This window comes from Streptomyces sp. NBC_00989 (genome assembly GCF_045162655.1).
In the GTDB taxonomy this organism is placed as follows: domain Bacteria; phylum Actinomycetota; class Actinomycetes; order Streptomycetales; family Streptomycetaceae; genus Streptomyces.
In genome coordinates this window covers 8,705,174-8,730,448 of the sequence record NZ_CP108728.1, presented here as the reverse complement: position 1 = coordinate 8,730,448, position 25,275 = coordinate 8,705,174, and the positions used below count along the sequence as shown (strand labels likewise).

Annotated in this window: 21 protein-coding genes and 1 pseudogene; 16 read left to right on the top strand and 6 right to left on the bottom strand. The window is 71.5% G+C overall.

Annotated features, from left to right (window positions below; genetic code table 11):
- The first annotated feature begins 23 nt into the window (after window positions 1–23).
- The 7 genes from OG714_RS39175 to cobI are packed head-to-tail and all read left to right on the top strand — an operon-like array spanning window position 24 to window position 10,927.
- Window positions 24–965, top strand: a complete 942-nt coding sequence (locus OG714_RS39175; protein WP_406128238.1) for a cobalamin biosynthesis protein — start codon at window positions 24–26, stop codon at window positions 963–965.
- Complete coding sequence (locus OG714_RS39170) at window positions 962–2,473, top strand: cobyric acid synthase (RefSeq protein ID WP_406128237.1); 1,512 nt, start codon at window positions 962–964, stop codon at window positions 2,471–2,473. Before OG714_RS39175 ends, OG714_RS39170 begins: the two co-directional genes overlap by 4 nt.
- Window positions 2,470–6,123: a cobaltochelatase subunit CobN gene (gene cobN / locus OG714_RS39165; RefSeq protein WP_406128235.1), complete on the top strand. Its 3,654-nt coding sequence runs from the start codon at window positions 2,470–2,472 to the stop codon at window positions 6,121–6,123. Before OG714_RS39170 ends, cobN begins: the two co-directional genes overlap by 4 nt.
- Complete coding sequence (locus tag OG714_RS39160) at window positions 6,120–8,138, top strand: putative cobaltochelatase (protein ID WP_406128233.1); 2,019 nt, start codon at window positions 6,120–6,122, stop codon at window positions 8,136–8,138. Before cobN ends, OG714_RS39160 begins: the two co-directional genes overlap by 4 nt.
- Window positions 8,138–8,737, top strand: coding sequence for a cob(I)yrinic acid a,c-diamide adenosyltransferase (gene cobO, locus OG714_RS39155; protein WP_026150966.1), 600 nt, complete (start codon window positions 8,138–8,140; stop codon window positions 8,735–8,737). The genes OG714_RS39160 and cobO overlap by 1 nt, the downstream gene beginning before the upstream one ends.
- A gap of 7 nt (window positions 8,738–8,744) precedes the next feature.
- Window positions 8,745–10,196 carry a cobyrinate a,c-diamide synthase gene (locus OG714_RS39150; RefSeq protein ID WP_406128232.1) on the top strand — a complete coding sequence of 484 codons (1,452 nt, stop codon included), beginning with the start codon at window positions 8,745–8,747 and terminating at the stop codon, window positions 10,194–10,196.
- Entirely contained in the window at window positions 10,181–10,927 is a 747-nt protein-coding gene (cobI, locus tag OG714_RS39145) for a precorrin-2 C(20)-methyltransferase (RefSeq protein ID WP_406128230.1), read from the top strand. Before OG714_RS39150 ends, cobI begins: the two co-directional genes overlap by 16 nt.
- Before the next feature lie 20 nt (window positions 10,928–10,947).
- Here the strand turns inward: cobI and OG714_RS39140 are convergent, their stop codons facing one another.
- Window positions 10,948–11,676 carry a ZIP family metal transporter gene (locus tag OG714_RS39140; RefSeq protein ID WP_406128229.1) on the bottom strand — a complete coding sequence of 243 codons (729 nt, stop codon included), beginning with the start codon at window positions 11,674–11,676 and terminating at the stop codon, window positions 10,948–10,950.
- A gap of 130 nt (window positions 11,677–11,806) precedes the next feature.
- Between OG714_RS39140 and cobM the strand changes: the two genes are divergently transcribed.
- Genes cobM through cobC form a run of 6 tightly spaced genes read left to right on the top strand, consistent with a single transcriptional unit; the run spans window position 11,807 to window position 18,193 of the window.
- Complete coding sequence (gene cobM, locus OG714_RS39135; protein ID WP_406128227.1) at window positions 11,807–12,637, top strand: precorrin-4 C(11)-methyltransferase; 831 nt, start codon at window positions 11,807–11,809, stop codon at window positions 12,635–12,637.
- A complete protein-coding gene (gene cbiE, locus OG714_RS39130; protein ID WP_406128226.1) occupies window positions 12,634–13,872 on the top strand; it encodes a precorrin-6y C5,15-methyltransferase (decarboxylating) subunit CbiE in 1,239 nt (412 codons plus the stop codon). Before cobM ends, cbiE begins: the two co-directional genes overlap by 4 nt.
- The gene (gene cobJ, locus OG714_RS39125; protein WP_406128225.1) at window positions 13,869–15,569 is read left to right on the top strand and encodes a precorrin-3B C(17)-methyltransferase; all 1,701 of its coding nucleotides are present in this window, start codon (window positions 13,869–13,871) and stop codon (window positions 15,567–15,569) included. Before cbiE ends, cobJ begins: the two co-directional genes overlap by 4 nt.
- A 5-nt stretch (window positions 15,570–15,574) precedes the next feature.
- Window positions 15,575–16,165, top strand: coding sequence for a precorrin-8X methylmutase (locus OG714_RS39120; protein ID WP_406132104.1), 591 nt, complete (start codon window positions 15,575–15,577; stop codon window positions 16,163–16,165).
- Window positions 16,162–17,109, top strand: coding sequence for a sirohydrochlorin chelatase (locus tag OG714_RS39115; RefSeq protein WP_406128223.1), 948 nt, complete (start codon window positions 16,162–16,164; stop codon window positions 17,107–17,109). The genes OG714_RS39120 and OG714_RS39115 overlap by 4 nt, the downstream gene beginning before the upstream one ends.
- Window positions 17,099–18,193: an Rv2231c family pyridoxal phosphate-dependent protein CobC gene (gene cobC, locus OG714_RS39110; protein WP_406128221.1), complete on the top strand. Its 1,095-nt coding sequence runs from the start codon at window positions 17,099–17,101 to the stop codon at window positions 18,191–18,193. The genes OG714_RS39115 and cobC overlap by 11 nt, the downstream gene beginning before the upstream one ends.
- 88 nt (window positions 18,194–18,281) lie before the next feature.
- Here cobC and OG714_RS39105 read toward each other — a convergent pair whose 3' ends face one another.
- The 5 genes from OG714_RS39105 to OG714_RS39085 form a co-directional block, all read right to left on the bottom strand.
- Window positions 18,282–19,184 carry an SCO1860 family LAETG-anchored protein gene (locus OG714_RS39105; protein ID WP_406128219.1) on the bottom strand — a complete coding sequence of 301 codons (903 nt, stop codon included), beginning with the start codon at window positions 19,182–19,184 and terminating at the stop codon, window positions 18,282–18,284.
- A gap of 131 nt (window positions 19,185–19,315) precedes the next feature.
- Complete coding sequence (locus tag OG714_RS39100) at window positions 19,316–20,407, bottom strand: amidohydrolase family protein (protein WP_406128218.1); 1,092 nt, start codon at window positions 20,405–20,407, stop codon at window positions 19,316–19,318.
- A gap of 90 nt (window positions 20,408–20,497) precedes the next feature.
- Window positions 20,498–21,277, bottom strand: coding sequence for an amino acid ABC transporter ATP-binding protein (locus tag OG714_RS39095; RefSeq protein WP_406128216.1), 780 nt, complete (start codon window positions 21,275–21,277; stop codon window positions 20,498–20,500).
- Entirely contained in the window at window positions 21,274–22,113 is an 840-nt protein-coding gene (locus tag OG714_RS39090) for an amino acid ABC transporter permease (protein WP_406128215.1), read from the bottom strand. Before OG714_RS39090 ends, OG714_RS39095 begins: the two co-directional genes overlap by 4 nt.
- A complete protein-coding gene (locus OG714_RS39085) occupies window positions 22,110–22,970 on the bottom strand; it encodes a transporter substrate-binding domain-containing protein (RefSeq protein ID WP_406128214.1) in 861 nt (286 codons plus the stop codon). Before OG714_RS39085 ends, OG714_RS39090 begins: the two co-directional genes overlap by 4 nt.
- Window positions 22,971–23,197: 227 nt before the next feature.
- Between OG714_RS39085 and OG714_RS39080 the strand changes: the two genes are divergently transcribed.
- From OG714_RS39080 to ectA, 3 genes and pseudogenes are all read left to right on the top strand, one after another.
- Window positions 23,198–24,298, top strand: coding sequence for a pyridoxal-phosphate-dependent aminotransferase family protein (locus OG714_RS39080; RefSeq protein WP_406128212.1), 1,101 nt, complete (start codon window positions 23,198–23,200; stop codon window positions 24,296–24,298).
- 54 nt (window positions 24,299–24,352) lie between these two features.
- Window positions 24,353–24,472 (top strand): annotated as a pseudogene (locus OG714_RS39075) (DUF664 domain-containing protein); the annotation flags it as partial.
- A 243-nt stretch (window positions 24,473–24,715) separates the two neighbouring features.
- Window positions 24,716–25,222 carry a diaminobutyrate acetyltransferase gene (gene ectA / locus OG714_RS39070; RefSeq protein WP_406128211.1) on the top strand — a complete coding sequence of 169 codons (507 nt, stop codon included), beginning with the start codon at window positions 24,716–24,718 and terminating at the stop codon, window positions 25,220–25,222.
- The last annotated feature ends 53 nt before the right edge of the window (window positions 25,223–25,275 follow it).

Genomic DNA, 25,275 nt, shown 5'->3' with positions numbered 1-25,275 from the left:
CGCCCCAGCGATCGGCTGAGCCGATGCGTGCCGATCGCGTCTTCGCGTACGGCGCCGCCGCCGGCCTCCTCGGCGACCACCTGCTCGGCGATCCCCGCCGCGGGCATCCGGTCGCCGCGTTCGGCCGCGTTGCGGGCGCCGTGGAACAGGTGCTGTGGCGCGACCACCGGGGCTGGGGCGCCCTGCACACCGCCGTGTGCGTCGGTGGCACCATCACCCTCGCCGCCGCGGCCACTTCGGCCCTACGACCGTCCCGTACGGCCTCTGCCGCCCTCACCGCCGCCGCCACCTGGGCCGTCGTCGGCGGGACCTCCCTCGCGCGCGAGGCCGGGGTCATCGGGCGCGCGCTGGAGGCCGGTGACATCGATGGTGCGCGGGCACGGCTCCCCCACCTCTGCGGACGGGACCCGCAGTCCCTCGACGCCGACGGGATCGCCCGGGCCGTCGTCGAGTCCGTCGCCGAGAACACGTCCGACGCGGTCGTCGGCGCGCTGGTCTGGGGCGGCATCGCGGGTGTCCCGGGCCTGCTCGGCTTCCGGGCCGTGAACACGCTCGACGCCATGGTCGGCCACAAGTCGGCCAAGTACCGCCGCTACGGCTGGGCTTCGGCCCGCCTCGACGACGTCGCCGGCTGGCCGGGCGCCCGCCTCACCGCCGCCCTCGCGACCGTCGCGGGCGGCGACCCACGCGGAGCGGCACGCGCCTGGCGCACCGACGCCCCCAAACACCCGAGTCCCAACGCCGGTCCCGTGGAGGCCTCCTTCGCGGGAGCCCTCGGCGTGCGCCTCGGCGGGACGCTCTCCTACGGCGGGCGGGTCGAGCACCGGCCCGTGCTCAACGGCGACGGACGTCCCGTCGCCGTACCGGACATCGCGCGTGCCGTACGGCTGTCCCGGCGCGTCGGTCTGCTCGCGCTCGGGGTCAGTGTCGCCGGGCGGCTCCTCGTGAAGGGGCGGAAGTCATGAGCGGCGGCGGGCTGTTGGTCGCCGGGACCACCTCGGACGCCGGCAAGAGTGTCGTCACCGCCGGGATCTGCCGGTGGCTGGTGCGGCAGGGCGTGAAGGTCGCGCCGTTCAAGGCGCAGAACATGTCCCTGAACTCGTTCGTGACGCGCGAGGGCGCCGAGATCGGACGGGCGCAGGCCATGCAGGCGCAGGCGTGCCGGATCGAGCCGACCGCGCTGATGAACCCCGTACTCCTGAAGCCTGGCAGCGACCGGAGCAGTCAAGTCGTGCTGATGGGCAGGCCTGTTGGCGAGATGAGTGCGCGGGGCTATCACGGCGGGCGGCAAGAGGCCCTGCTCGGGACCGTGTTGGACTGTCTCGCGGAGTTGCGGGGCACGTATGACGCGGTGATCTGTGAGGGGGCCGGCAGTCCCGCCGAGATCAATCTGCGGCGGACCGACATCGTGAACATGGGCATCGCGCGCAATGCCCAGCTGCCCGTGCTCGTCGTCGGCGACATCGACCGCGGCGGCGTCTTCGCCTCCTTCTTCGGGACCGTCGCGCTGCTCAGCCCCGAGGACCAGGCGTTCGTCGCCGGGTTCCTCGTCAACAAGTTCCGGGGCGATGTGTCGCTGCTGGAACCGGGGTTGGAGATGCTGCTCGGCCTCACCGGGCGGCGGACGTACGGCGTGCTGCCGTACCGGCACGGGCTCGGGATCGACGAGGAGGACGGGCTGCGGATCTCGCTGCGCGGCACCGTGCGCGAGTCCAACACCGCGCCGCCGGTCGGCGAGGACGTGCTGCGCGTCGCCGTCTGCGCGATCCCCCTCATGTCCAACTTCACCGACGTGGACGCGCTGGCCGCCGAACCGGGCGTCGTGGTGCGGTTCGTGGACCGGCCGGAGGAGCTGGCCGACGCGGACCTCGTCGTGATCCCGGGGACCCGGGGGACGGTGAAGGCCCTGGAGTGGCTGCGCGAGCGCGGCCTCGCGGACGCCCTCGTGCGCAGGGCCGCCGAGCAGCGGCCGACCCTCGGTATCTGCGGCGGCTTCCAGATCCTCGGCGAGCACATCGACGACGAGGTCGAGAGCCGGCAGGGGTCGGTCGACGGACTCGGAGTCCTGCCGCTGCGCGTCCGGTTCGCGCGCGAGAAGACCCTCACCCGGCCCGTCGGCGAAGCCCTCGGCGAGCCGGTCGAGGGGTACGAGATCCATCACGGGGTCGCCCAACTGACCGGCGGCGAAACCTTCTTGGACGGGTGCCGGGTCGGTCAGACCTGGGGCACGCACTGGCACGGCTCGCTGGAGTCGGACGGGTTCCGGCGGGCGTTTCTGCGCGAGGTGGCGGCCGCCGCGGGCCGCCGGTTCGTGCCGGCGCCCGACACCTCGTTCGCCGCGCTGCGCGAGGAGCAGCTCGACCGGCTCGGCGACCTCATCGAACAGCACGCGGACACGGACGCGCTCTGGCGACTCATCGAGTCCGGCGCGCCGCAAGGACTGCCTTTCATTCCACCGGGAGCGCCCGCATGAGCACAGTGTTGTTGTTGTCGACCGCCGACACGGATCTGCTGGCGGCCCGGGCCTCCGGCGCCGGGTACCGGATCGGCAACCCGAACCGGGTGGACGTGGCAGCCGAGTTGCCCGCGCTCGTCGCGGGCGCGGACGTCGCCGTCGTACGGCTGCTCGGAGGCAAGCGTGCCTGGGAGGACGGGCTCGCCGCACTGAAGGCGTCCGGGATTCCGACCGTGCTGCTCGGCGGGGAGACCGTCCCCGACGCGGAGTTGATGGCCGAGTCGTCGGTGCCGGCGGGGGTGGTGGCCGAGGCGCTCAGGTATCTCGTCGAGGGCGGGCCGGAGAACCTCGCCGAACTCGCCCGGTTCCTCTCGGACACCGTGCTGCTGACGGGCGAGGGCTTCGAAGAGCCGCAGAAGATGGCCGAGTTCGGCGTCCACGGCGAGCGCGCCTTCGTCGAGGGCCGGCCGACGGTCGGCGTCCTCTTCTACCGGGCGCACCACTTGAGCGGCAACACCGCCTTCGTGGACACCCTGTGCGACCAGATCGAGGCGAAGGGCGCCAACGCCCTTGCCGTGTACTGCGGTTCGCTGCGCGGGGCGGACTCCGGACTGTACGAGATCCTCGGCAAGGCCGACGCACTCATCGCCACCGTCCTCGCCGCGGGCGGTACGCACGCCTCGCAGGCATCGGCCGGCGGCGACGAGGAGGCCTGGGACATCGGCGCGCTCGCCGACCTCAACGTCCCCGTGCTGCAAGGACTTTGCCTTACGTCGTCCAGGGCGACCTGGGACGAGTCCTCCGCCGCCCTCTCCCCCATGGACGCCGCGATGCAGGTCGCGATCCCGGAGTTCGACGGCCGCCTGATCACCGTCCCGTTCTCCTTCAAGGAGCAGGGCCCGGACGACGTCCCGGTCTACGTCGCCGACCCCGAGCGGGCCGCGCGGGTCGCCGGAATCGCCGTACGGCACGCGAAGTTGAAGTACAAGCCGAACGCCGAGAAGAAGCTCGCGGTCGTCTTCACCGCCTACCCGACGAAGCACTCGCGGGTCGGCAACGCGGTCGGTCTGGACACGCCCGCCTCGGCGATCCGGGTGCTGGACGCGCTGCGGGACGCCGGGTACGGGGTCGACGAACACCCGGACAACGGGGACGAGTTGATCCACCGGCTCATCAACGCCGGTGGCCACGACGTCGAATGGCTCACCGAGGAGCAACTGGCCTCCGCGCCCGCGCGGGTGCCGCTCGCCGACTATCAGGCGTGGTTCGACAAGCTCGACCCGGACCTCAGGCAGGGCATGCTGGACGCGTGGGGCGAGCCGCCCGGCAACCTCTACGTCGACGGCGACGACATCGTGCTCGCCTCACTCCAGTTCGGGAACGTCGTCGTGATGATCCAGCCGCCGCGCGGCTTCGGGGAGAACCCAATCGCGATCTACCACGACCCCGACATGCCGCCGTCGCACCACTACATGGCGGCCTACAGGTGGCTGGACAACTCGTTCGGCGCGGACGCGATCATCCACATGGGCAAGCACGGCACCATGGAATGGCTGCCGGGCAAGGGACTTGGGCTCAGCAGCGGCTGCGCGCCGGACGCCGTCCTCGGTGAACTCCCCCTGATCTACCCGTTCATCGTCAACGACCCCGGCGAGGGGACGCAGGCCAAGCGGCGCGGCCACGCCACGGTCGTCGACCACCTCGTGCCGCCGATGGCGCGTGCCGACACGTACGGCGACCTGGCCAAGCTGGAGCAACTCCTCGACGAGTACGCCCTCGTGTCCGACCTGGACCCGACGAAGGCACCGGCCGTGCGCGCGCAGATCTGGACGCTGGTGAAGGCGGCCGAGCTGCACCACGACCTGCATGTGGACGACCAGCCGGACGACGCGACGTTCGACGAGTTCGTGATGCACATCGACGGCTACCTGTGCGAGATCAAGGACGTGCAGATCCGCGACGGACTGCACATCCTCGGCGGCGGGCCGGTCGGCGAAGCGCGCGTGAACCTCGTGCTGGCCGTGCTGCGCGCCTCGCAGGTGTGGGGCGGGCAGGCGAACGCGCTGCCGGGTCTGCGAGCCGCGTTGGCCGAGCATTTCGGCCTGGTGGAGAAGGAGTTGCTGGCCGAGCCGGGCGCTCCCCTGAAGGTTCCGGTGGAACTGACGGAGCTGGTCGACGGGCCCGCCCGTTCCGCCGCCGACGCGATCGATCTGCTGGAGCAGCTGTGCCGCCGGTTCGCGGAGGGCATGGAGTCCCAGGAGTGGGAGGTCACGGCCGTTCCGGCGCTCGTCCGTGCCGTCATCGGCACCGAACTCCCGGACGCCGTCGCGGTGTTGAGGTTCGCCTGCGACGAGGTCGTGCCCCGGCTCGCCCGCACCACCGACGAGATCGACCACATCCTCAAGGCGCTGAACGGGGGTTACGTCCCGGCGGGCCCGTCGGGCTCCCCCACCCGTGGTCTGGTCAACGTCCTGCCGACCGGCCGGAACTTCTACTCGGTCGACCCCAAGGCCATTCCGTCCAGGCTGAGTTGGGAGGTCGGGCAGTCGCTGGCCGACTCGCTCGTGCAGCGGTACCTCCAGGACAACGGCGAGTTCCCGAAGTCGGTCGGCCTCACGGTGTGGGGTACGTCGGCGATGCGCACCCAGGGCGACGACATCGCCGAGATCCTCGCGCTGCTGGGCTGCCGTCCTGTCTGGGACGACGCCTCGCGCCGGGTGACCGGCTTCGAGATCGTGCCCGTCACGGAGCTGGGCCGGCCGCGCATCGACGTCACGGTGCGGATCTCCGGCTTCTTCCGCGACGCGTTCCCGCACGTCGTCGGGCTGATCGACGACGCGGTGCGGGCGGTGGCCGAACTGGAGGAGCCCCCGGAGTCCAACTACGTCCGCAAGCACGCCGACGAGGACACCGCCGAGCACGGCGACCGGCGCCGGGCCACGGCCCGTATCTTCGGCTCCAAGCCGGGGGCGTACGGCGCCGGTCTGCTGCCGCTGATCGACGCGCGGAACTGGCGCAGCGACGCGGACCTCGCCGAGGTGTACGCCGTGTGGGGTGGTTACGCGTACGGGCGCGGCCTCGACGGGCGGCAGGCACGCGGGGACATGGAGACGGCGTTCAAGCGAATCGCCGTGGCGGCCAAGAACGTCGACACCCGCGAGCACGATCTCGTCGACGCCGACGACTACTTCCAGTACCACGGCGGCATGGTCGCCATGGTCCGCCACCTGACCGGCACCTCCCCCGAGGCGTACGTCGGCGACTCCGCCACCCCGGACCAGGTGAAGACCCGCACGCTGGGCGAGGAGACGCACCGCGTCTTCCGCGCCCGCGTCGTCAACCCCCGCTGGATGGCGGCGATGCGGCGCCACGGCTACAAGGGCGCCTTCGAGATGGCGGCGACCGTCGACTACCTCTTCGGCTACGACGCGACGGCCGGGGTCGTCGACGACTGGATGTACGAGAAGCTCAGCGCGGAGTACGTCTTCGACCCGGAGAACCGGGACTTCATGAAGAAGTCCAACCCGTGGGCGCTGCGCGGCATCACCGAGCGGCTCCTCGAAGCGGCCGAGCGCGGTCTGTGGGCCGAGCCGGACGCGGACACGCTGGAACGACTGCGGGCCACCTACCTGGAGCTCGAAGGCGACCTGGAGGGCGACGACCAGTGACAACTCCCTTTCCGTTCACGGCCGTTGTCGGCCAGGACGATCTGCGGCTCGCGCTGCTGCTGAACGCCGTGTCGCCGGCGGTCGGCGGTGTGCTGGTGCGCGGCGAGAAGGGCACCGCCAAGTCGACGGCCGTGCGCGCTCTTTCGGCGCTGCTGCCGGAGGTCGCCGTCGTGCCCGGGTGCCGCTTCTCCTGCGACCCCGCCGCGCCCGACCCGGCCTGCCCGGACGGACCGCACGAGACCGGACCCGGCACTCAACGCCCGGCCCGCATGGTCGAGTTGCCGGTCGGCGCCTCCGAGGACCGGCTCGTCGGCGCGCTCGACATCGAGCGGGCGCTCGCCGAGGGCGTCAAGGCCTTCGAGCCCGGCCTGCTCGCCGACGCGCACCGGGGCATCCTCTACGTCGACGAGGTCAACCTCCTCCACGACCACCTGGTCGACCTGCTGCTGGACGCGGCGGCGATGGGCGCGTCGTACGTCGAACGCGAGGGCGTCTCCGTCCGGCACGCCGCCCGCTTCCTGCTCGTCGGCACGATGAACCCCGAAGAGGGCGAACTCCGACCGCAGTTGCTCGACCGCTTCGGCCTGACCGTGGAGGTCGCCGCATCGCGGGAGCCCGACCAGCGGGTCGAGGTGGTGCGCAGAAGGCTCGCCTACGACGACGATCCGGCCGGTTTCACCGAGCGCTGGTCGGACGAGGAGTCCTCCGTACGGGCGCGGATCATCGCCGCGCGTGAACTGTTGCCGTCCGTGCGGCTGGGCGACGGCGCGCTGCGGCAGATCGCGGCGACCTGCGCCGCCTTCGAGGTCGACGGCATGCGGGCCGACATCGTGATGGCCCGTACGGCGACCGCGCTGGCCGCGTGGGCCGGGCGCACCGACGTGCTCGCCGAGGACGTACGGCAGGCCGCGCTGCTCGCGCTGCCGCACCGGCGGCGGCGAAATCCGTTCGACGCGCCGGGACTTGACGAGAACAAGCTCGACGAGACGCTGGAGGAGTTCGCGGAGCGGGAGCCGCGGCCCGAGGACGACGATCCGGATCCGGACGGCGGTCCTGACGGTTCCGGCGGGGGTGGCGGGCAGCCGCCCGAGTCGGACTCCGACGGGCCTCAGGACGGGGACACCGGGGCGCGGCCCGAGGCCGGGGAGGGCGGGGAACCGCAGCCTTCGGGCACGGGCTCGGGTGAGCAGCAGCCCGTACGCGCCGCCGAGCCCTTCCGTACCAAGGTGTTGAGCGTGCCGGGCATCGGTGAGGGTGCCGCCGGGCGGCGTTCGCGGGCGCGCACCGAGCACGGGCGGACCACCGGGGCCCGGCGGCCCCAAGGGGCGCTCACCAAGCTGCACTTGGCGGCGACCATCCAGGCGGCCGCTCCGCACCAGCTGGCGCGGGGGCGGGCCGGGCGTGGGCTGGTCGTGCGGCGGGACGATCTGCGGCAGGCGGCACGGGAGGGGCGTGAGGGCAACCTCGTGCTGTTCGTCGTGGACGCCTCCGGGTCGATGGCGGCGCGGCAGCGGATGAGCGCGGTGAAGGGGGCTGTGCTGTCGTTGCTGCTGGACGCGTATCAACGGCGGGACAAGGTGGGGCTCGTGACCTTCCGGGGGTCCGCCGCGGATGTCGCCCTGCCGCCGACCTCGTCCGTGGACGCCGCCGCCGTACGGCTGGAGTCGCTGCCGACCGGGGGGCGTACGCCGCTCGCGGCCGGGCTGCTCAAGGCGCATGACGTGCTGCGGGTGGAGCGGTTGCGGGATCCGGCTCGGCGGGCGTTGGTGGTCGTGGTGACCGATGGACGGGCCACCGGCGGTCCCGAGCCGGTCGCGCTCGCCGGGCGGGCCGCGCGGTTGTTCGCCGCCGACGGGGTCGCCTCCGTGGTCGTGGACTGTGAGACGGGTCCCGTACGGCTGGGGCTGGCCGGGCAGTTGGCCGGTGAACTGGACGGTACGGCCGTGACGTTGGACGAGTTGCGGGCGGACTCGATCGCCGGACTCGTGAAGGACGTACAGAGGAGGGCCGCGTAATGCCGCAGGGGCAGCCAAGTGTCGTACCGGATGACGGATTGACGACCCGTCAGCGGCGGAACCGGCCGCTTGTCGTCGTGCATACGGGAGTTGGGAAAGGCAAGTCGACCGCTGCTTTCGGGCTCGCCCTGCGTGCCTGGAATCAGGGGTGGCCCATCGGCGTGTTCCAGTTCGTCAAGTCGGCGAAGTGGAAGGTCGGGGAGGAGAACGCCCTGCGGGTGCTGGGGGCTTCCGGCGAGGGCGGGTCCGTCGACTGGCACAAGATGGGCGAGGGGTGGTCGTGGGTGCAGCGCGACTCCCAGATGGACAACGAGGAGAAGGCGCGCGAGGGCTGGGAGCAGGTCAAGCGGGATCTCGCCGCCGAGACCTACAAGTTGTACGTGCTGGACGAGTTCGCCTATCCGATGCACTGGGGGTGGGTCGATGTCGACGAGGTCGTCTCCGTGCTGCGGGACCGGCCCGGCAACCAGCACGTCGTGATCACCGGGCGGAACGCGCCCGAGAAGCTCGTCGAGTACGCCGACCTCGTCACCGACATGTCCAAGGTCAAGCACCCCATGGACGCCGGTCAGAAGGGTCAGCGGGGTATCGAGTGGTGAAGCCGTCGTGACGTCCTCGTCCTCCCTGTCCTCCGTTCCCCGGTTGGTTGTTGCCGCGCCTTCGTCCGGCAGTGGCAAGACCACCGTTGCCACGGGGTTGATGGCCGCGTTCGCCTCGCGGGGGCTTGCCGTGTCTCCGCACAAGGTCGGGCCGGACTACATCGATCCCGGGTATCACGCGCTCGCGACCGGGCGGGTGGGGCGGAACCTCGACGCGTACCTGTGTGGGCCGGAGTTGGTCGGGCCGCTCTTCGCGCACGGTGCTCGCGGGTGTGATCTCGCTGTCGTCGAGGGTGTGATGGGGATGTACGACGGGGCTGCGGGGGAAGGGGAGTTGGCGTCCACGGCGCATGTGGCGAAGTTGCTGCGGGCGCCGGTCGTTCTTGTCGTCGACGCTTCTTCGCAGTCCCGGTCCGTTGCCGCGTTGGTGCATGGGTTCGCTTCCTGGGATCCGGAGGTTCGGGTCGGGGGTGTGATCCTCAACAAGGTGGCGTCCGACCGGCATGAGGCGTTGTTGCGGGAGGCGTTGGACGCTGCGGGGGTTCCTGTCCTGGGTGTGCTGCGGCGGGCCCCTCAGGTGGACACCCCGTCCCGGCATCTGGGGTTGGTGCCGGTTGCCGAGCGGCAGTCGGCTGCGGTGGACGCTGTTGCGGCCATGGGGGCGCAGGTGGACGCCGGGTGTGATCTTGAGGGGTTGCTGGCGCTGGCGCGTAGTGCGGGGGCGTTGTCCGGTGCGGCTTGGGATGCGGCTGAGGCTCTGGCTTCTTCGCCCCCGCCGCCCCTACCCGTCCCGTCCCTGGGGGCTGCGCCCCCAGACCCCCGTCAGCCTGAACGGCCTCGTCCTCAGACGCCGGACGGGCTGAGAATTGCCGTTGCCGGCGGAGCGGCCTTCACCTTCTCCTACGCCGAGCACGCCGAACTGCTCACCGCGGCCGGTGCCGAGGTCGTCGTGTTCGATCCGCTGCGGGATGAGGAACTCCCGGACGGGACGCGTGGGTTGGTCATCGGGGGCGGGTTTCCCGAGGTGTACGTGGCCGAGTTGTCCGGCAATGAGCCGTTGCGCAAAGCCGTTGCCGCCCTCGCGGAGAGTGGGGCTCCCGTCGCCGCCGAGTGTGCCGGACTCCTCTACCTGTCCAGGGAGTTGGACGGGATGCCGATGTGCGGGGTGCTCGATGCCTCCGCGCGGATGAGCGAGCGGCTGACTCTGGGGTATCGGGATGCCGTCGCGTTGAGCGACAGTGTGCTGGCCGTGGCCGGGACGCGGATGCGCGGGCACGAGTTTCATCGGACCGTCGTCGAGCCCGGCTCGGGGGCGGCTCCCGCCTGGGGGGTTCGCGCCCCCGCGCGGCGGGTCGAAGGTTTCGTACAACAGGGTGTGCACGCGAGTTATCTGCACACGCACTGGGCGGCCGAGCCCGGTGTGGCCCGTCGGTTCGTGGAGAGGTGCCGGACGTCATGAGCAGCAGCAGGTTGATCGGAGTCGGGGTGGGTCCCGGTGATCCGGAGCTGGTGACCGTCAAGGGTGTCAACGCTCTGCGGGCCGCCGATGTCGTGGTGGTGCCGGTCATGGACAGCGGTGAGCGGGGGCGGGCCGAGGCCACCGTTCTGCATTACGTGGCCGAGGAGAAGGTGCTGCGGGTCGTGTTCGCGCTGAACGAGCGGACCGACCGGGCCCGGCGCGAGGCCGCCTGGGATGCCGCGGGGGCGAAGGTCGCCGAGCTCCTCGGCGCTCATCCGGTCGTCGCGTTCGCCACCATCGGGGACCCGAACGTCTACTCCACCTTCACCTATCTCGCCCTGACCATCGGGGAGTTGGTGCCGGGGACCGTCGTCGAGACCGTGCCCGGGATCACCGCCATGCAGGATCTCGCCGCGCGCTCCGGGGCCGTACTGACCGAGGGGACCGAGCCGCTCACGCTCGTGCCGGTGACCGCCGGGGCCGCCGTACTCAAGGACGCGCTCGCCGGGCCGGGGACGGTCGTGGCGTACAAGTTCGGGCGGCAGGCCGGCGAGGTCGCCGAGGCGCTGCGGGAGACCGGGCGGATCGAGGACGCGGTGTGGGGGTCGGCGCTCGGGCTGCCCGAGGAGTCGATCCGGCCCGCCGCCGAACTCGGCGGGGAGCCGTTGCCCTATCTGTCCACGCTCATCGCACCCGCGCGGCGCGAGGGCGGGCGGGGCGGGAAATTGTGACCGGTCGTGGACGGCGTGGATCAGGCCGCGAGGCCTACCACCAGCCAGATGAACGCCGCTCCCGCGACCGTGCACAGCAGGGTCGCGGGCGCGGGGTGTTCGTGGTGGGCCTCGGGGAGGATCTCGGCGGCGGCGAGATAGAGGAGCACGCCTCCGAAGAAGCCGAGATAGCCGCCGAGCAGGGCCTCGGGGATGGTGAGGAAGGCCGTCGAGGCGGCGCCCGCCACCGGGGCCGCCGCGTCCGCGACCAGCATCGCGATCGCCTTGCGGCGGGCGTTGCCGTACAGGCTCGTGATCGTGTACGTGTTGAAGCCGTCCGCGAAGTCATGGGCGATGACCGCGAGCGCGACCGCGGTGCCCATGCCGCCGCCCACCTGGAAGGCGGCGCCGATCGCGACCCCGTCCATGAAGCTGTGGCCGACCATCGCGGCGGCGGCCGTGAGGCCCACCTCGGGCGCCCTGCCGTTGTTCTCATCGGCTCCGTGCGAGGCCTGGCGCGCGGCGAGCAGGCGTTCGACCAGATGGGCCACGAGGAAGCCGGCCACGAAGAGCAGCAGGGCGGCCGGTACGCCGAAGACCTCGCGGCCGGCCGCGTGCAGCGCCTCCGGCAGCAGGTCGAGGCCGACCACACCCAGCATCAGGCCGCCGGCCAGGCCCAGCACGAGATGGCGGCGGTCGGTCACCCGCTGTGCCGTCCAGCCGCCGGCCAGCGTCATCAGGAACGCGCCGAGCGCGACGAAGACCGCCATAGTCCCCTTGCTATCCGATCAACCCCCGTTCGCGCACATCCTGGCCCACTCCACCCCCACTCGTATTGACGTTCCCCACGTCTTCCACGTTCCGTATGTTCCGCATGTTGTGTTTGAGAGGATCCGACCCATGGCCGATGCCGTTGCCGATACCCCCACCGGCAAGGTGACCTTCGTCGGTGCCGGCCCCGGCGCCGCCGACCTGCTGACGTTCCGTGCCGCGCGCGCCATCGCCGAGGCCGACGTCGTGATCTGGGCGGCCAGCCTGGTGCAGGCCGAGGTCCTCGACCACGCGCGCGTGGGCGCCGAGATCCTGGACTCGGCGACGATGTCCCTGGAGGACGTCGTCGCCGTCTACGAGCGGGCCCTGAGCGAGGGGCTGCGCGTCGCGCGCATCCACTCCGGCGACCCTGCCCTGTGGGGCGGTACGCAGGAGCAGGTCGACCGGTGTGCCGCGATCGGCATCGCAACCGAGATCGTCCCGGGTGTCTCGGCCTTCTCCGCCGTCGCCGCCCTCGCGCAGCGCGAGCTGACGATCCCCGAGGTCGCGCAGTCCGTCGTCCTCACCCGGCTCGGCGGCGGCAAGACGCCGATGCCGCCCGGCGAGGAGGTGCGGGAGTTCGCGCGCCACGGCACGACCATGGCGATCTTCCTGTCGGCCGCCCGCAGCGGGCAGTTGGTACGGGAACTGCTGGAGGGCGGCTATCCGACGGAGACGCCCGTCATCGTCGCGTATCAGGCGACCTGGCCCGAGGAACTGATCGTGAAGTGCACGGTCGGCACGCTGGAAGAGACGGTCAAGGAGCACAAGCTCTGGAAGCACACCCTCTTCCTGGTCGGCCCGGCCCTCGACGCCCACGGCACCCGCTCGCACCTCTACCACCCGGGCCACTTCCACGGCTTCCGCAAGGCCGACCCGGAGGCCCGCAGGGCCCTGCGCTCGCGGGGTGCGAGCACGTGATCACCGTCATCGGGACGGGGACGGGGGCGGCGGTCGCGGAGGACGCGCTCTCCGGCGCCCGGCTCGTCGTCGGCGGCCGGCGCCATCTCGCGGCCGTCGCGGTCCCGGAGGACGCCGAGCAGGTCGTCCTCGGCCCGCTGGCGCCCGCCCTCGACACCATCCAGGCCTACGTCGAGAAGGGCGAGCCCGTCGTCGTGCTGGCCTCGGGGGACCCCGGGTTCTTCGGGATCGTACGGGCGCTGGCGGAACGGTTCTCCAACGATGCCCTCGATGTCCGCCCCGGCGTCTCCTCCGTCGCCACCGCCTTCGCGCGCGCCGGGCTGACCTGGGACGACGCGGTCGTCGTCAGCGCGCACGGACGCGATCTGCGTACGGCGGTCAACGCGTGCCGCGCGCATCCCAAGGTCGCCGTGCTGACCGGGCCGGGCGCCGGACCCGCCGAGCTGGGCGCCGCGCTCACCCATCGGACCGGCGGGCGCGTCCTCGTCGTCGCGTCCGCGCTGGGTTCCGGGCAGGAGCAGGTCGAACGGGTCACGCCCGCCGAGGCCGCCGCCCGGGACTGGGGTACGGCGGTGAGCGTGGTGCTGTGTCTGGACGAGTCGCGGGCCCCCGGTGCCGTGCGGACGGTCGCCGGGGCCGCCGTCGGGCCCGCCCAATGGGCGCTGGACGAGCGGGAGTTCGAGCACCGGGACTCGATGATCACCAAGTTCGAGGTACGGGCGCTGGCGCTGGCCCGGCTCGGGCCGCGCCTCGGCGACCTGGTCTGGGACGTCGGCTCGGGCTCCGGGTCGGTGGCCGTCGAGTGCGCGCGGCTCGGCGCCGCCGTCACCGCGGTCGAGAAGACCCGGGACGGTGTCGAGCGGATCCGCGCCAACGCCGAGGCGCACGGCGTCGACGTCCACACCGTGCACGGGGCGGCGCCGACCGTGCTGTCCGACCTCGACGATCCCGACGCCGTGTTCGTCGGCGGGGGCGGGCGCGAACTGCCCGCCATCGTCACCGCGTGCGCCCGGCGGGCCCGGCGGACCGTGGTCGTCGCGATGGCCGCGCTGGACCGGGTACCGGCCGTGCGGGAGGCTCTCTCGGCGGCCGGACTGACGGTCGACGGGGTGCTGTTGCAGTCGTCCCGGCTGGCGCCGCTGCCGGGTGACGTGACCCGGCTCGCGGCCACCAACCCCGTTTTCCTGTTGTGGGGGATCCGAACCCCCGTGTCTCCAGAAGGAGTTGCTCTGTGATCGGCCTCATTTCCGCCACCGCGGCGGGCGCGGCTGCGCGCGACCGGCTGGCCGCCGCGTGGCCGGACCGTACGCGCGTGTACGAGGGTCCCGTCGGGGACGCCGTCCGGGCCGCGTTCGCGGAGTGCGAGCAGCTCGTGTGTTTCCTCGCCACAGGAGCCGTAGTACGGCTGGTCGCCCCGCTGTTGGGCGACAAACGGACCGACCCGGGGGTCGTGTGTGTCGACGAGGGCGGGCGGTTCGCCGTGTCGCTGGTCGGCGGGCATGGCGGCGGGGCCAATGAACTCGCCGTGGAAGTGGGCGAGTTGCTCGCCGCGCAGCCGGTGGTTACGACGGCCACGGACGCGGTCGGTGTGCCCGGTCTCGATACGCTCGGGTTCCCCGTGGAGGGGGACATCGCCGGCGTCACGCGGGCCCTCCTGGACGGTGAACCGGTCGCGCTGGACGCCGAGTTGGCGTGGCCGCTGCCGCCGTTGAAGGTGTCGTCCCATGGTGCCTACGTCATTCGCGTCACCGATCGCGCCGTCGAACCCGGCGAGCGGGAGGTCGTGCTGCGGCCGCCGTCCCTCGTCGTCGGGGTCGGCGCGTCCAAGGGCGCACCCGTGAACGAGGTGCTCGGACTGGTCTACGACGCTCTGCGCGAGGCGGGGCTGTCCGTCGGCAACGTCGCCGAACTCGCCACCGTGGACGCCAAGGCGGACGAGCCCGGCATCGTCCAGGCGGCCCAGCGCCTGAGTGTGCCGCTGGTGACCTACTCCGCCGGGGAACTGGCCGCCGTAGAGGTGCCCAATCCGTCCGACGCGCCGCTCGCGGCCGTGGGCACGCCGTCCGTGGCGGAGGCCGCCGCGCTCGTCGGCGGGGGCGAACTCCTCGTCCCCAAGCGGAAGTCGGAGCGTGCCGACGGACAGCCCGCGATGGCGACCTGTGCTGTCGTACGGCGGGTCGCGCGCGGGCGGCTCGCGGTGGTCGGGCTCGGGCCCGGCGCGCGGGATCTGCTCACCCCGCGCGCCAAGGCCGAACTCCGGCGCGCGGCCGTGCTCGTGGGGCTCGACCAGTACGTCGACCAGATCCGCGATCTGCTGCGGCCCGGGACGGTGGTCCTGGAGTCGGGGCTCGGTGCCGAGGAGGAGCGGGCCCGTACCGCCGTCGCCGAGGCGCGCAAGGGGCAGGCCGTCGCGCTGATCGGCAGCGGGGACGCCGGGGTGTACGCGATGGCGTCGCCCGCGCTCGCGGAGGCGTCGGACGACATCGACGTGGTCGGAGTCCCGGGCGTGACCGCCGCGTTGGCCGCCTCGGCGATCCTCGGCGCGCCGCTCGGCCACGACCACGTGTCGATCAGCCTCTCCGATCTGCACACGCCGTGGGAGGTCATCGAGCGGCGGGTGCGGGCGGCGGCCGAGGCCGACATCGTGGTGACGTTCTACAACCCCCGCAGCCGGGGCCGGGATTGGCAGCTCCCGAAGGCCCTCGCGATCCTCGCCGAGCACCGGGAGCCGACGACGCCGGTCGGTGTCGTACGGAACGCGTCGCGGCCCGACGAGTCCAGCCGGCTGACGACACTGGTCGCGCTGGATCCGGCGTGGGTCGACATGATGACTGTCGTGACCGTGGGAAACACTGCCACCCGGGACGTCGCGGGGCGCATGGTGACGCCGCGTGGGTATCGCTGGCAGGCGGCGCAGGAGGTGACGAAGTGAGTTCTGTGGACCGGGTGGTTCATCCGATCGAGGTGGAGTCCTACCGGCGCATGCGTGCCCGGCTGGACACCTCGCACCTCCCGCCGCTGACCCGCGCGGTCGTGGAGCGGGTCGTCCACTCCGCCGCCGATCTGGCGTACGCGTCCGATCTCGTCCTGGACGAGGGCGAGTTGGCGAAGGCGCACAGCGCGCTGCACGCCGGGGCGCCGGTGGTCGTGGACGTGCAGATGGTCGCCTCCGGCATCACCCGGCGCGCGACCGTGTGCCGGCTCAAGGACGCCAAGTCCGGGCCCGGGCTGACCCGTTCGGCGCATGCGATCCGGCTCGCCTACGAGGAGGTCGGGCCCGGCGCCCTCTGGGTGATCGGCAACGCGCCGACCGCCCTGGAGGAGTTGCTGAAGCTGGACGCCTCCCCCGCGCTCGTCATCGGGCTGCCCGTCGGTTTCGTCGGCGCGGTCGAGTCCAAGGCCGCGTTGCGCGAGAGCGGGCTGCCCGCGGTGAGCAACGTGTCCGAGAAGGGCGGTTCGGCGGTGGCCGCGGCCGCCCTCAACGCCCTGCTGTACCAGCCTGTTTCACCTATCGAGGAGAAATCGTGACCACCCCGCCGCCCGCCCTGCTCATCGCCGGACACGGCACCCGGGACGAGGCCGGAGCCGAGGCGTTCCGGGACTTCGTACGGGAGTTGGGCCGCCGCCACCCCGAACTGCCCGTCGCGGGCGGGTTCATCGAGTTGTCGCCGCCGCCGCTGGGCGACGCGGTGGCCGAGCTGGTGGAGCGGGGGGTGCGCCGGTTCGCCGCCGTCCCGCTGATGCTGGTGTCCGCCGGGCATGCCAAGGGGGACATCCCGGCGGCGCTGGCCCGGGAGAAGGAGCGGCACGAGGGGATCTCGTACACGTACGGGCGTCCGCTGGGCCCGCATCCCTCGCTGCTGAAGGTGCTGGAGCGACGGCTCGACGAGGCGCTGGGCGAGTCGGTGCGTACGCCCGCCGACCGGGCCGATGTGACCGTGCTGCTGGTGGGGCGCGGGTCGACGGACCCGGACGCCAACGCCGAGGTGCACAAGGCGGCGCGGCTGCTGTGGGAGGGGCGCGGATACGCGGGCGTGGAACCGGCGTTCGTGTCGCTGGCGGCGCCGGACGTGCCGAGCGGCCTGGACCGGTGCGTGAAGCTGGGCGCCCGGCGGATCGTCGTGCTGCCGTACTTCCTGTTCACCGGCATCCTGCCGGAGCGGGTGCGGCAGCAGACGGAGGGCTGGGCTGCGGCGCACCCGGAGATCAACGTGCTGTCCGCCGAAGTCATAGGCCCGGAGCCGGAGTTGCTGGACCTGGTGATGGAGCGCTACCGGGAGGCGGTCAAGGGCGACCTGCGGATGAACTGCGACTCGTGCGTGTACCGGATCGCGCTGCCGGGCTTCGAGGACAAGGTGGGGCAGCCGCAGCAGCCGCACTTCCACCCGGACGACGACGGCCACCACGACGGAGACCACGGCGGTCACCACCATGGGCATCACCATCACGGTGGGCACGCCCATGCACACTGACAGAGCCCACGATCCGACGGGCGGAGTCCACGATCTTCGTCATCACGGGGACTCCGAAGTCCGGGACGACGGAGCCCGGTTGATCGACCTCGCCGTGAACGTCCGCGCGGACACGCCCCCGGCCTGGCTGCGTGAGCGCATAGCTGGTTCGCTGACCGGCCTCGCCGCCTACCCGGACGGGCGGGCGGCGCGGGCGGCGGTCGCGGCGCGGCACGGGCTGCCGGTCGAGCGCGTGCTGCTGACCGCGGGTGCCGCCGAGGCCTTCGTGCTGCTCGCCCGGGCCCTGAAGGTCCGTCGGCCGGTCGTCGTGCACCCGCAGTTCACGGAGCCGGAGGCGGCGCTGCGCGACGCGGGGCACTCGGTGGAGCGGGTGCTGCTGCGGGAGGCGGACGGTTTCCGGCTGGATCCGGGGGCGGTACGGGCGGTGCCCGAGGACGCGGACCTGGTGTTGATCGGCAACCCGACGAACCCGACGTCCGTCCTGCACCCCGCTGCGGCGATCGCGCGACTCGCCCGGCCCGGGCGGACGTTGGTGGTCGACGAGGCGTTCATGGACGCGGTGCCGGGTGAGCGGGAGTCGCTGGCGGGCCGGACGGACGTACCCGGTCTTGTGGTCCTGCGCAGCCTCACCAAGACCTGGGGGCTGGCGGGGCTGCGGATCGGCTACGTCCTGGCCGCGCCCGAGACGATCGTGGAACTGGAGCGGGCCCAGCCGCTGTGGCCGGTGTCCACGCCGGCGCTCGCCGCGGCGGAGGCCTGCATGGAGTCGCGGGCCCTGGCGGAGGCCGCCCACGCCGCCCACCGCATCACCGCCGACCGTGCCCATCTCGTCGCCGGGCTCACCGAGTTCGCCCCCGACGGCCTCCACGTCACGGAACCCGCCGAGGGCCCGTTCGTCCTCGTCCGCGTCCCCAACGCCGTTGCCGTCCGGCGCCATCTGCGCGACCTGGGCTTCGCCGTTCGACGTGGGGACACGTTTCCGGGGTTGGACGAGGAGTGGCTACGGCTCGCGGTGCGGGACCGGGCGACGGTGAACCGGTTCTTGCAGGCACTGGATCAGGCGGTGACGTTGGCGGGGCGGTGAGGACGACTCCGCGCTGTACCCACCCACCAAGCCTTTCCCGCTGAGCTTCTAAAACGCCCGAGACGGGTGGGTGGGCAAGGTAGTTGCCTCAGCCTCGGCGGCGGCGCGCTGCCATCACCGCTCCCCCGCCCAGCGCCAGCAACAGCGCCGCCCCGCCCGCGATGTACGGCGTCACCGAGCTGCCTCCCGTCTCGGCCAGCCTCGACTCCGCGGGGGCGCCCTGCGGCTCAACATCCGGCGCCGGTTTCGAGGGTGGCGTCACGGCGGCAGCCTTCGGCGCCTCACAGGTCGCCCGCGCCAAGGTCACCGTCCCCTCCACATCGGCAACGTTCAGTTTCAACGGGTTGACGGAGACCTTGAGTTCGAGCGCGGTCGCGGCGGCCGTACGGGACGTGGTCGACGTCCTGGACAGGTCGAGGCGAACCGAACCGACCCCCGGCACCTGAACCTCCGTAGGACCACTGGCGGTCACCGTGATCCGCTTGCCGAGCACCGTCACCGCCCCCGGCAGATGCGACGTGGCGACGGGCGCCTTCCCCGCCTCGCACGTCGCCTTCGACGTGACCGCGTCGACCTCGATCAGCGAGAGCAACGGCAGCCCGGGAACGTGGAGCCGCGCATGGGCGAGGTTCGTATAGCCCTCGGCCTTCGTCGCGGACACCGTCGCCTTCGCCGTGGCGACGTCCGCGCTGAGCACACTGAAGGGCTCGCCGCCGTTCACCCCGTCCAACTCGGCGGTGAGCGCGGTCTTTTCGGCACTCTGCGGCGCCTGGACCTCGTTGAGGGAGACCGCGAGCGGGACGTCCACGGTCTTGTTGAGCAGGGACACGTCGAGCCCGGTGCGGAGCACGACGGCGCTCGCGCGGCCCTGGTCAACGGTCGCGTGGGCGGAACCCGCGCCGGCCAGCGCCACGGGACCGGCGGCGAGGGCGGTTGCCGTGGCCACCGTGGCCCAACGGCGTGCGGGCATGCGGAAGTTGGTGCCGTTCAAGGTGTGGGACCCCCAGAAGAGACATGCTTGGGACCCGGTAAGAATTACCCACGACGAGTGAACCGTCAGCGATCCCGCGTCACTTCACCCCATCGTGGGTTTTCCGTGAACGTATTCGAATCGCCTGGCGACTATTCGACCACCAGCCCGTTCAGCACCACCCGCCGCGGCGACGCCAGCACGCGCACATCGGCGCGCGGGTCCGCCTCGTAGACGACGAAGTCCGCTGGCGCACCCTCCTCGATCCCGGGCCGCCCGAGCCACCGCCGCGCACCCCACGCGGTCGCCGACAGCGCCTCTACGGCCGGGATGCCGGCGGTGACGAGTTCGGCGACCTCGGCGGCCACCAGGCCGTGAGCGAGGGAACCCCCGGCGTCCGTGCCGACGTAGACCGGGACGCCGGCGTCGTAGGCGGCGCGCACGGTGTCGTAGCGCCGCTCGTACAGTCGCCGCATGTGAGCCGACCAGCGCGGGAACCTGGCGTCGCCGCCCTCGGCGAGCTTCGGGAAGGTCGCGATGTTCACGAGGGTCGGCACGATCGCGACGCCCCGTGAGGCGAACAGCGGGATGACGTCCTCGGTGAGGCCGGTCGCGTGCTCGATGCAGTCGATACCCGCCTCGACCAGGTCACGCAACGCGTCCTCGGCGAAGCAGTGCGCGGTGACGCGGGCGCCGAGCCGGTGGGCCTCGGCGATGGCCGCCTCCACCGCCTCGCGCGGCCAGCAGGCCGACAGGTCGCCGAGGTCGCGGTCGATCCAGTCGCCGACCAACTTGACCCAGCCGTCGCCGCGTTGGGCCTCCTGGGCGACGTACGCGACGAGTTCGCCGGGTTCGATCTCGTGGGCGAAGTCGCGGATGTAGCGGCGGGTGCGGGCGATGTGCCTGCCCGCGCGAATGATCTTCGGGAGGTCCTCGCGGTCGTCGATCCACCGGGTGTCGGAGGGCGAGCCCGCGTCGCGGAGCAGGAGGGTGCCGGCGTCGCGGTCGGTGCGGGCCTGCGTCTCGGCGGTCTTCGCGTCTACGGGGCCGTGCGTGCCGAGGCCTACGTGGCAGTGGGCGTCGACGAGGCCGGGGAGGACCCAGCCGTCGACCGTCCGGATGTCGTCGGCGTCGAGGGGACGGTCGTAGGAGATGCGGCCGTCGATGACCCAGAGTTCGTCGCGGATGTCCTCCGGTCCCACCAGGACCCGGCCCTTTACGTGCAGCACGGCTTGATCGCTCATGGGACGCACGATAGTTCGTCGGGTGCGGGCTCGTCGTGGCTGGTCGCGACCACGCGGCGGAGCCGCATGTCGACACAGCCCCGCGCCCCTTTACGGGGCGCTTTCCTCGTCCTGTACTTCGGCCATCGCGGGATCCAGGAGCCTCGACAGGAAGTGGCGGGTGCGGTCGTGCCGCGGGTTGGCGATGACCCGGTCCGGGGTGCCGTCCTCGACGATCACCCCACCGTCCATGAACACGACCCTGTCGGCCACCTCGCGTGCGAACGTCATCTCGTGGGTGACGACCATCATCGTCATGCCCTCGTTCGCGAGCATCCGCATGACCGCCAGTACGTCCCCCACCAGCTCCGGGTCGAGTGCCGAGGTCGGCTCGTCGAAGAGCATGACCTCGGGGCCCATCGCCAACGCCCGGGCGATGGCCACGCGTTGCTGCTGTCCGCCGGAGAGGGAGGCGGGGTAGGCGGTGGCCTTCTCGGACAGGCCGACGCGGCGCAGGTTCTCGGCGGCCACCTTCGCCGCCTCCGCCTTGTCCCGGCGCAGGACCCGGCGTTGGGGCAGGGTGAGGTTCTCGGTGACGGACAGGTGAGGGAAGAGGTTGAACTGCTGGAAGACCATGCCGATACGGCGGCGTACGGCGTCGATGTCCACATCCGGGTCGGTGATCTCGGTGCCGCCGACGAACACCCGCCCCTTGGTGGGCTCTTCGAGGAGGTTCACGCAGCGCAGGAGGGTCGACTTGCCGGAGCCGGAAGGGCCGATGACACACACCACCTCGCCCTGGCCGATCTCCAGGTCGATGCCGCGCAGCACCTCGTTGGTGCCGAACGACTTGTGCAGGCCGCTTACTTGAATCTCCGGGGTGCCGGTCACCGGACCGCCTCCCCCGTCTTCGTCTCCATCCGGCGCACCACGAAGCTCAGCGGGATCGTGACGAGGAGATAGCACAGGCCCGCCACCAGGATCGGCGTGGAGTTGGCCGTCGTACTCGCCAAGTCCCTGCCGTATTTGGACAGTTCGCGTTCCTCCAGGGTGACGCCGAGGAACAGGACCAGGGAGGAGTCCTTGAAGAGGAGGACGAGTTCGTTGGTCAGCGGCGGCAGGATGATCCGGAACGCCTGCGGGACGATGATCGACACCATGGCCCGCGCCTGCGAGAAGCCGAGCGAACGGGCCGCCTCCAACTGCCCTTTGGGCACTGCCTGGATGCCCGCGCGGATCGTCTCCGCCATGTACGCGGCCGACACCAGGCCGAGCGCGAGGGCGACCTTGCCGTACGTACCGCCGACGATCTCCGTGCCCGGGAAGGCGAGTGGCACGGCGACGCCGACGAAGATGAAGATCAGCAGGGCGGGCAGTCCGCGGAAGATCTCGATGTAGATCCCGGCGAGCCAGCGGTACGGTCCGACCGACGACAGCCGCATCAGGGCGACGACCATGCCGAGGACGAGCCCGAAGACGAAGCCGGACAGGGTGTACAGCACGGTGTTCTTGAGCGCGAGCGTGATGACGTCCGGGAACATCTGCCTGGCGATGCTCCACTGCGCGAACTGGTTCTTCAGGCGGCCCCAGTCGGCGGTGACCGCGAAGGCGATCACGACGGTGGCGAAGACGGCGTACTGCACGCCTTGGGACAGCCTGCGCCGCTGGCGTCTGCTCAACCCCTGCTTCCTGGGCTGGAGTCGGGGGTCCGCCGTGTCGCCGGTCATGAGGCCGACGGAGAGGCGGTGACCGAGGCGTCGTAGGGGCCGATCCACTTCTCGTACAGCTTCTTGTACGTCCCGTCGGCCTTCGCGTCCTTGATGGCCTTGTTGACGGCGGCGAGGAGTTTCGTGTTGCCCTTCTTGACCGTGAAGCCGTACTGCTCACCGGTGTTGAGGTTGTCGACGACCTGGAAGGCGTCGGCGTTGGCCTTGGTCTTGAGCCAGCCCTGGACGACCGGGTAGTCGATGATGACGGCCTGGACCTGGCCGGTGCGCAGGCCGTTGAGAACGGCGTCGGAGGATTCGAAGGAGACCGGGTCGAAGCCCTTGCTCCTGGCGTAGTCCTCGCCGGTGGTCTGCGCCTGGGCGCCGAGCTTCTTGCCCTTGGTCTTCACGTCGGCGAGGGAGGTGATCCCGCTCTTCTTGTCGACGAGGACGGCCTGGGTGGCGTCGAAGTAGGGGTCGGAGAAGTCGACGTTCTTCTTGCGCTCGGCGGTGATGGTCATGCCGGCGGCGGCCAGGTCGCACTCGTCGGCGTTGAGGAAGGCGCCGGTCTTGAAGTTCTCGAAGGGGGTGTCGAGGATCGTCTGCTTCACGCCGAGGTTCTTGGCGACCAGGTCGATGAGGGAGACGTCGAAGCCCTGCACCTTGCCGTCGATCTCGGACTGGAAGGGCGGGTAGGGCAGGTGCGTGCAGGTCGTGAGCTGACCGGCCTTGACGAGTTCGACGCCACCGGCGGCGGTCTTCGAGCCGCTGCCGCCGCTGTCGCTCGACGTGCAGCCGGCCACGAGGGCGAGTGCGATCGCGGCCGTCGCGGTGGTGGCGGCCAGGGTGCGGGACCGGCGGCCGAGGAGCGTGTTCACGGAGGCCTCCTGTGACGGAACTATGGGTTCCGATTATTGGGAGGAGTCCGGTGGGCCGCTCACCCGGACCGGTGACCAGGGGGCCGTCCGGGCTAAGAAGTCGCCGGTCGGAGGGGCTGGGAGGCCGATGAGGAGCGCCGGTTACGCTCGACTCCGTCGATCAGGACCGTCCCGCCCATCTCCGCCTCCCCCTTCCCTCCCCTCCCCGCGAGCGAAAGAGCACCGCCATGACTCACCCCTTCCTCGACCTGGCCCCGCTGAGCGCCGCGCACTTCGCCTCGATCGAGGACCGGGTGGCCCGCCTGCTCGGCACCGAGCAGGATGTCGTGATCATGCAGGGCGAGGCGCTGCTGCCGCTGGAGGGCGCGATCCGTTCCACGGCGGGGCCGGGCACGACCGCGCTGAACGTGATCACCGGTCCGTACGGGCAGACCTTCGGGAACTGGCTGCGGGACTGCGGCGCCGAGGTGATCGACCTCGCCGTCCCCTTCCACACGGCGGTGACCGCCGACCAGATCCGGGAGGCCTTCGCCGAACACCCGGAGATCGACTTCGTGTCCCTCGTCCACGCGGAGGCCGCGACCGGCAACACCAACCCGGTCGCGGAGATCGGCGAGATCGTGCGCGAGCACGGCGCGATCTTCTACCTCGACGCGGTGGCCTCCATCGGCGCGGAACCGGTGCTGCCGGACGCGTGGGGTGTCGACCTGTGCGTGATCGGCGCGCAGAAGGCGATGGGCGGCCCGGCGGGGGTGTCGGCGGTGTCGGTGAGCGCACGGGCCTGGGCCCGCATGACGGCCAACCCCCATGCCCCGCGCCGCTCGTACCTCTCCCTCCTCGACTGGAAGGACCGCTGGATCGACGCCGGCCGCAAGACCCTCCTCCACGCACCGGCCCAGTTGGAGATGCTCGCGCTGGAGGCATGCGTGGAGCGCATCGAGTCGGAGGGCCTGGACGTGCTGATGCGCCGCCACGCGACCGCCGCGGCGGCGACGCGAGCGGGCGCGACCGCCCTGGGCGGCGGCCTCGAACCGTACGTCCACGAGGCGTCCGAGGCCGCCCCGGTCGCTACGACCCTCAGGACACCGCCGGGTGTCGTCGCGTCCGAGCTGGTGGCCAGGGCCCTGTCCGCGGACCCGACCCTGCCGCTCGCCGCGGGCGGGGGCGCCCTGGCGAAGGAGATGATCCGGGTCAACCACTACGGGGTGGACGCGACGGTGGGAGCGGTACAGAGTTCCTTGGCGGCACTGGGCGCGGCGCTGGCCGAGCAGGGGGTGCCGTTGGATCCGGAGGGGGCTCGGGCCGCCGTGGAGAGCGCGTGGCGGTAGTCGTGGGCTGAGGTGTCCCTGGGGGCTCCGCCCCCAGACCCCCGATCGGCCTGAATGGCCGGGGTCGAGGTCAGCCTGCGGTGGGTGCTTGTCCACATGGTCGAGGAGTATGCGCGGCACAACGGTCACGCCGATATTTTGCGGGAAAGCATCGACGGATTGACCGGGGCGTAATTCGGATGTAATTCCAGAATTCTCCTGCCCGATTTTCACGCACCTAAACGCAAATAATTCGCGTAGATCTCGTGAGGGTTACACCCTTGTGACCCGTTACACAGGCCGCCCGTTTTACGCCTTATCCACGGGTCAAAACGGTGCATAACTTGCTGCTTCGCACGCGTGATAACACAGCACCGCCGCAGACGTAACCCCATCCCTCCATGCAATTTCGAATTTCCCTCGGTAAATTCAATTCGCATGACTGCCACCCAAGCAGACCTGCACATCGACCGCCCCACGGTGGCCGACGGCGCCGCGTTGTGGCGTATTGCCAAGGACTCGAACGCCCTCGACCTGAACTCGTCGTACAGCTATCTGCTGTGGTGCCGGGACTTCGCCGGTACGTCCGCCGTCGTGCGGGATGAGCGCGGAGAGCCGGTCGGCTTCGTCACCGGGTACGTGCCGCCGGACCGGCCGGGCACCCTGCTCGTGTGGCAGGTGGCGGTCGACGCCGCGCAGCGCGGTCGTGGGCTGGCCGCACGGCTGCTCGACGGACTGACCGAGCGGGTCGCGGAGGAGTACGGGGTGACGGGGATCGAGACCACGATCACGCCCGGCAACACCGCCTCCGAGCGCCTCTTCACGTCGTACGCCGAACGTCACGGCGCCGTCGTCGAGCGCACGGTCCTGTTCGAGGCCGGTGACTTCCCGGACGGACCGCACGACCCCGAGGTGCTGTACCGCATCGGCCCGCTGAGCCTCTGAGCCTCTGAAGACCCCGGCGGTTCTCGCCCCGGGCTTCCCGCCGTACCCCCCAC

Bases quoted from the DNA above. Each gene is read 5' to 3' on its own strand.
- OG714_RS39175 (WP_406128238.1), top strand. From the start codon at position 24: ATGCGTGCCGATCGCGTCTTCGCGTACGGCGCCGCCGCCGGCCTCCTC.
- OG714_RS39100 (WP_406128218.1), bottom strand. From the start codon at position 20,407: ATGAGCGATCAAGCCGTGCTGCACGTAAAGGGCCGGGTCCTGGTGGGA.
- OG714_RS39140 (WP_406128229.1), bottom strand. From the start codon at position 11,676: ATGGCGGTCTTCGTCGCGCTCGGCGCGTTCCTGATGACGCTGGCCGGC.
- cobC (WP_406128221.1), top strand. From the start codon at position 17,099: ATGCACACTGACAGAGCCCACGATCCGACGGGCGGAGTCCACGATCTT.
- ectA (WP_406128211.1), top strand. From the start codon at position 24,716: ATGACTGCCACCCAAGCAGACCTGCACATCGACCGCCCCACGGTGGCC.
- cobN (WP_406128235.1), top strand. From the start codon at position 2,470: ATGAGCACAGTGTTGTTGTTGTCGACCGCCGACACGGATCTGCTGGCG.
- cobO (WP_026150966.1), top strand. From the start codon at position 8,138: ATGCCGCAGGGGCAGCCAAGTGTCGTACCGGATGACGGATTGACGACC.
- OG714_RS39170 (WP_406128237.1), top strand. From the start codon at position 962: ATGAGCGGCGGCGGGCTGTTGGTCGCCGGGACCACCTCGGACGCCGGC.
- cobM (WP_406128227.1), top strand. From the start codon at position 11,807: ATGGCCGATGCCGTTGCCGATACCCCCACCGGCAAGGTGACCTTCGTC.
- OG714_RS39090 (WP_406128215.1), bottom strand. From the start codon at position 22,113: ATGACCGGCGACACGGCGGACCCCCGACTCCAGCCCAGGAAGCAGGGG.
- OG714_RS39080 (WP_406128212.1), top strand. From the start codon at position 23,198: ATGACTCACCCCTTCCTCGACCTGGCCCCGCTGAGCGCCGCGCACTTC.